The sequence below is a fragment of the Bartonella sp. AC158YNML genome (assembly GCF_042196725.1).
In the GTDB taxonomy this organism is placed as follows: domain Bacteria; phylum Pseudomonadota; class Alphaproteobacteria; order Rhizobiales; family Rhizobiaceae; genus Bartonella.
In genome coordinates this window covers 1-6,462 of sequence record NZ_JBHIQU010000032.1, presented here as the reverse complement: position 1 = coordinate 6,462, position 6,462 = coordinate 1, and the positions used below count along the sequence as shown (strand labels likewise).

The following is a 6,462-nucleotide window of genomic DNA, read 5'->3' as shown; positions in this document are numbered from 1 at the left end:
GATGATGGTACCATCCGGATTGGCAGAGATTTTGACCTTGATCCTATGGGACCTGCAATTGAAGGCGGCGTTGGCATTAATGCGCAACTATCTCACAATTTCTCCCTTCATGGTGATGTAAGCTATCAACAAAAGCTTCAGAAAACTGGTATATCTGGAGCAAATTTTTCAGGAGGAATACGCTATCAGTTTTAAATCAAGGCTGTAAAAATAGCGTATTCATTCTATTCAATTTAACAAAAAGGCAGCACATCGTGCTGCCTTTTTATCTCTCCTCTATTCTTCTCTACCAATACACATCGCCAACATTTCTCTTTGAGAAAATTAGTTAAAAAAACTCAAGACAATAAAATATCGCACTTTCAACTAGTAAAAATTTCTCTTGAAAAAAACTAAAAGTCGATTGAAAAATCAATGAACGCTATTTCATCGTAACCGTGTTAAAAGAAAACATGAAAGCTATGGTATTAGCTTTGTTTATGATGTTGAAAGAAATCCCTATCAGGCTCAAGCATACAGTTTTTTGAAATTTTCTTGCCTACTTCTTTTCTTTAAGCATAAGCAACAAGTTTTATGCAAACATAACATATATCTTGAATAGAAAAACTTATAATACTTATATAATATTAACATAATATATTTATTTTAGCACAAAATGAATTTAAAATATAATTCATTATATATTAAATATATAATTTATTTTATACTTTACATAAAAATAAAAATCGCCTATCACGTTCCATCTCTAAAATACCCATCCATTTGATATCCTTCTTATAAGCGGGGGAAGAGTGTGTGGCACTTATAATTTACTTATAATTTAGGAAATCTTGATGTGTAAAAAGTCCCTTTTATCCTGCACGGCTGTCATAGCTGTCATGCTATTCAACACCCATCTCAATGTATATGCTGAAACTCTTGAAGTTTCCGGCGAAAAAAAAGAAGTATCTAATACAACGTATGAGATGATTAATGCGAAAGACAACGGAGAAATCACTGGCACACATTTAACTGTGGTTGGGAATAAAGACACAGATATTTATGCTGTAACAGCTGACGGTCTTGGCAGTGCGATTACATTCCTGCAAGACACAGCCATTAAAGGAACTGATTTTGACATTCGTCTTGGTCTTAATGCAAAAGATGGTGCTACAATCAAAATGACTGGAGGCATTATTACGGTTTCTGAAATTGGCGCTTTCTTCGAAAACAGTATGAATGATAAAAACAAGCTGGAAGGTGTAACAATATCAAGCGGTAAAGACGACCACTTCATGGACGAGGGAATAACTGCCGACAACAAAAGCAAAGTTACTTTAGAAAACGTAACGGTTACACAAGCAAACACTAGTATATTTGCAAATGATCATTCTGAAATAACGATATTAGGAGGAGCATTTGATGGAGAACTCAAAGGAATATCTGCTACAGGAGGCAGCGCTATTACTTTAACTTATAGCGAATTAGCCGATAACAAAAAAAGCAGTGTTCAAGTTACATCATCCCATGGTGATGGACTTTATGCAAATGGTGAACAATCTACAATCACAATGACTGGTGGAGCAATAACTGGAAGAAGCACAGCATTGCTTGCAGAAAATGGCGGACATATTGACATCTCAGATGTTACTTTAAAAACAGATGGCACCGGAATCGGTGCAATAGCCAATGATGTTAACAGTAAAATTGAATTGCATGGAAATACGGTAATTAATGATGCTGTAATTGGGCTTTATGCAGAAAACAGTGGCACAATCACAATGACAGGAGGAACCATTAAAGCTTTTGAAACTGGCGCATTCTTCAATGAAAGTAAGAGAAAAAAAAACAAGCTAGAAAATGTAACAATTACTTATGCAAACACCAGCATAAGTGATCAAGACAAGCTAGCAAATGCAAAAACATCGGACAATGAATTAGACGCTGGCTGGGAAAGTGAATTAGAAAATGAATTGGAAAATGAAGAGTTTTTATACACAGGAATAACAGCCTTTGCTGGAAGTCAAGTCACCTTAGAAAATGTAACCATTACCCAAGCAGAAACCAGCATATCCGCAGAAGGTCATTCTCAAATAGCGATATTAGGAGGAGAATATAATGGAGAACACGCTGGGCTATACGTTACGGAAGGCAGCATCATTACTTTAGCCAATAGTCAAAAAGGCAGCGTTCAAGTTACATCATCTCATGGCGATGGACTCTATGCAGACGGTTTATTCTCCACAATCACAATGATGGGAGGAATAGTGACTGGGGGGAACAGAGCATTATTGGCAGTGAACGGTGGATATATTAGAGGCGAAAATGTTGTTTTAACAACAACAGATGGTAACGGAAACGGAGCAGCTTCCACAGATCCTTACAGCTTGATTGAATTGTATGGGAAAACAACGATTAATAATGCTTTTATCGGGCTTTATACAGAAAACAGAGGTGTCATCATGATGACGGAAGGAACTGTAACTGGAAAAAGTGCAGCATTATTTGCAAAGAACGGCGGATATATTGATGTCACGGATGTAATACTAACAACAATGGATGGTAACGGATACGGTGCAGCCTCCACTGATCCTAACAGCTTAATTGAATTACATGGGAAAACAACGATTAATAATGCTGTAACTGGCCTTGGCGCAGAAAATAGTGGTACCATCACAATGAAGGGAGGAACTGTAACTGGGACAAGCGCAGCATTGCTTGCAAAAAGTGGTGGACATATTAAGGTTGCAGATGTCACTCTAACAACAATAGGCAACGGATACGGTGCAGCTACCACCGATCCTGATAGCTTGATCGAATTGCAAAGCAAAACAACAATTAATAATGCTTTCATCGGGCTTAATGCAGAAAATAGTGGTACCATCACAATGACGGGAGGAACTGTAACTGCTGCAAACATGGCAGTGCTTGCAAAAAGCGGTGGGCATATTAAGGTTACAGATGTTGCTCTAACAACAAATGGTAACTATGGCGCAGCTACCACCGATCTTGATAGCTTGATCGAATTGCAAGGCAAAACAACAATTAATAATGCTTTCATCGGGCTTAATGCAGAAAATAGTGGGGCAATCACAATGACGGGAGGAACTGTAACCGCTGCAAACATGGCAGTGCTTGCAAAAAGCGGTGGGCATATTAAAGTCACAGATGTTGCTCTAACAACAATAAATGGTAACTATGGTGCAGCTACCACCGATCTTGATAGCTTGATCGAATTGCATGGCAAAACAACAATTAATAATGCTTTCATCGGGCTTAATGCAGAAAATAGTGGGGCAATCACAATGAAGGGAGGAACTGTAACCGCTGTAAACATGGCATTGCTTGCAAAAAACGGTGGGCATATTAAGGTTACAGATGTTGCTCTAACAACAACAAATGGTAACTATGGCGCAGCTACCACCGATCCTAACAGCTTGATTGAATTGTATGGGAAGACAACTATTGATAATGCTGTAACCGGACTTGATGCAGAAAATAGTGGCACAATCATAATGACTGGGGGAACAGTAACTGCGAAAACCATGGCATTGTTCGCAATGAATGGTGGACATATTAAGGTCACAGACGTTGCTCTAACAACGATGGATGGTAACGGATACGGTGCAGCTACCAGCAATCCTAACAGCTTAATTGAATTGTATGGAAATACAGCGATTAGCAATACTTTCATCGGGCTTTATGCAGAAAACGGTGGCACGATTAAAATGAATGGAGGGACCGTAGCAGCAAAAGGATCAGCATTTGTTGTAAAAAATAGCGGATATATTGATGTAACAAATGTTTCTGCAACAGCAGAAAACAGTGGCATAACATTTGATAAATCCGAGGACGATAACACCTTAGAAATCAACTTGACAAATACAAAGATTCGCACTGAAAATAGTATTGGAATTAATGCAGACCAATCAATCGGTATAGCCAATCTCAAAAATTCAGAAATCAGTGCCGATATTTTATTAGCGGCAAAAGATTCAACTAAAGAAAATAACTTTGCTTTTACACTAAATGCTAATAACTCGGTATTAAAGGGAAGAACAAAAATTGCAGAAAACAGAACTGTACGCTTTGATTTGGCAAACAAGACAACATGGATATTGAAAACCAGTACAAAAGAAACCGATGATGATGGAAAACTGCTTGCTATTGCTCAAAGGTCACGTTCTGATATTTCTGTACTCAATCTCAATGATAGTTCTATTGTTTTCAATGGACTGGTAGAAGATCATTATCATACATTGCATGTAGGATCTGGAATACCAACCACTCTAGCAGTCTATAATGCCTCTGGTGAGGCAGAAATTCATTTCAACGCTATATGGAGTGATGGTGTTGCAATAGATGCACAAAAAACCGATAGGCTTCTCATTCACGGTGATGTAGCAGGCACCACAACAGTTTACGTCAAAAGTTCTTCAGGGGATAAAGAGAGTGTAGAAAATGCTTCTGCTCCTTCCAATATAGGTGGACTTTCACTTATTCAAGTTTCTGGAGAAGCAAAAGAAGACTCCTTTAAATTGAAAAATGGCTATACCACCATAGGAGGAACTCCTTATAAATATACGCTGACTGCCTATGGACCAGTATCAAGTTATGGCAAGGCCAATGCTAACCAAAACTTATTCGATGAAAAGGATAAAGATTTCTGGGATTTTCGCTTGCAGTCTGAATTTCTTAACCCCGATTCAAAAGTAAGAGCAGTTGTACCACAAATGGCAAGCTATTTGGTTATGCCAAATGCTTTCTTTTATACTGGATTGGCCGATATGGCCAAGCAAAATGCACTTTTAGCCAATATGAGAACAACAGTCTTGGGAGAGCAGAAAAATCTAAAAAACAGTTTCTTCCTCTCTACCTATGGGGGTAAAGGAACCTTATCCTCGAAACGTGGTCCCCTTAAATATGGTTATGGTGCTGATGTCCGTTATGCTGCTCTACAAGCCGGTGTCACATTAGCGGTATTAGAAGGACAAAATACCACGACACATTTCGGTCTTGTAGGCACCTATGGGCGGCTATCTTTCACTCCAAAGGATATGGATGATGTCAGTGAGAGCACATTGGATAAATGGTCACTAACAGCTTATGGCAGCGTGCAGCATGACAATGGTTTCTATATGGATACACTGTTATCCTATGGAATTCTAAAAGGAGATATCGGCAATGCTATCATTGGCAAAACCGCAAAGTTGAAAAATGCCAAAATGTTGAGTATCTCCACCACCGTTGGCAAAGAATTTGCAACCGGAATGGAAGGCTTAACCTTCGAGCCTCAAGCACAACTTGCTTATCAACATTTGATGTTTAATACCATTGAAGATGCTGATAATTTTACCGTTGATATGAAAAATCCTTCTCAATGGTTGATCCGTGTTGGTGGACGTTTAACCAAAACCATTATGACTGCTGAAAATGGTCCTGCCCTTTCCTTCTATGGAAAAGTAAACTTGATCAAAACCTTTGGTGATAATGGAAAAGTACAAATGAGCAAGAATTTTAACCTTGATCCCATGGGAACAGCAATTGAGGGAGGAATTGGTATCAATGCGCGACTATCTCACAACTTCTCTCTTTACGGTGATGTAAGCTATCGACAAAAGCTTCAGAAAACTGGTATAAGTGGTGCAAGCTTTTCAGGTGGCATACGCTATCAGTTTTAATACAAGGCTATAAAAATAGCCTATTCATTCTATTCAATTTAACAAAAGGGCAGCCACAATATGCTGCCTTTTTTGTACATTAAAGCCATCTTTTTTCCTTTTAAAGCACCCTTCCCTCTTTATACTTAGTTCTTTACGAAAATCACCAAGACAAGACACAACAAATGCAACAGAGCACTTCCATCCCCAGTGGATGAAAAGTACTTCCTACTTTGAGAAAAAGAGAAGTCTATTAGAAATAAATTAATACCACTGTGTTGAAAAATGAAAATCCACTTTAAACCCAAGTAGATTAGCTTTTTTATAAGCTTCTTCTACATCCTTTTTTGTTCCCTCATAACCCCAATTTGGGTCATATAATAATCCCTACCATCACGTAAAAGATGTCATGGTACCACTATATCAGTATCTCACAATATTTCTCTGAATAATAAAAAGCCCCCTTTTTATCTATATAGATAATTAATTTGATTTATATTTTTGTAAAGTTAGGGACGATATAATAAAGTTCGGGAATAGGATTTTTAACATGCCTCTCTAATTATTACGAATCAAGAGTTCTTTTCGGGGTGGTTTTTTAGTAAATCCTGATGTCCAAAGAGTCTCTAATTCTAACTTTTTGTTATCCATTTTTTGAGGTGTGATAAGATATTATCGAGTGCATCCATAAGGCGGGCAAAATCAATAACAAACATAAAGACAATGAAGGCAATCCACTTCATAAAGCGTGACATCATCTTTAAGCCTTGATAGGTCTCTATCATCTCATGAAGAAGCTGTTGTTCTGTTTCTGTAAGATCTT

The 6,462-nt window shown here is 37.9% G+C and carries 3 protein-coding genes; 2 read left to right on the top strand and 1 reads right to left on the bottom strand.

The features are described from left to right. Both ACFIM1_RS08735 and ACFIM1_RS08730 read left to right on the top strand, forming a co-directional pair. The coding region (locus tag ACFIM1_RS08735) for an autotransporter outer membrane beta-barrel domain-containing protein (RefSeq protein ID WP_375607571.1) at positions 1–195 on the top strand (195 nt) is incomplete at its 5' end. A gap of 638 nt (positions 196–833) precedes the next feature. Further along, a complete protein-coding gene (locus ACFIM1_RS08730; protein ID WP_375694623.1) occupies positions 834–5,660 on the top strand; it encodes an autotransporter outer membrane beta-barrel domain-containing protein in 4,827 nt (1,608 codons plus the stop codon). Positions 5,661–6,271: 611 nt separating this feature from the next. Here the strand turns inward: ACFIM1_RS08730 and ACFIM1_RS08725 are convergent. Next, the coding region (locus ACFIM1_RS08725; RefSeq protein ID WP_375609749.1) for a hypothetical protein at positions 6,272–6,462 on the bottom strand (191 nt) is incomplete at its 5' end.

Coding starts and splice junctions, on each gene's coding strand:
- ACFIM1_RS08730 (WP_375694623.1), top strand. CDS start 834: ATGTGTAAAAAGTCCCTTTTATCCTGCACGGCTGTCATAGCTGTCATG.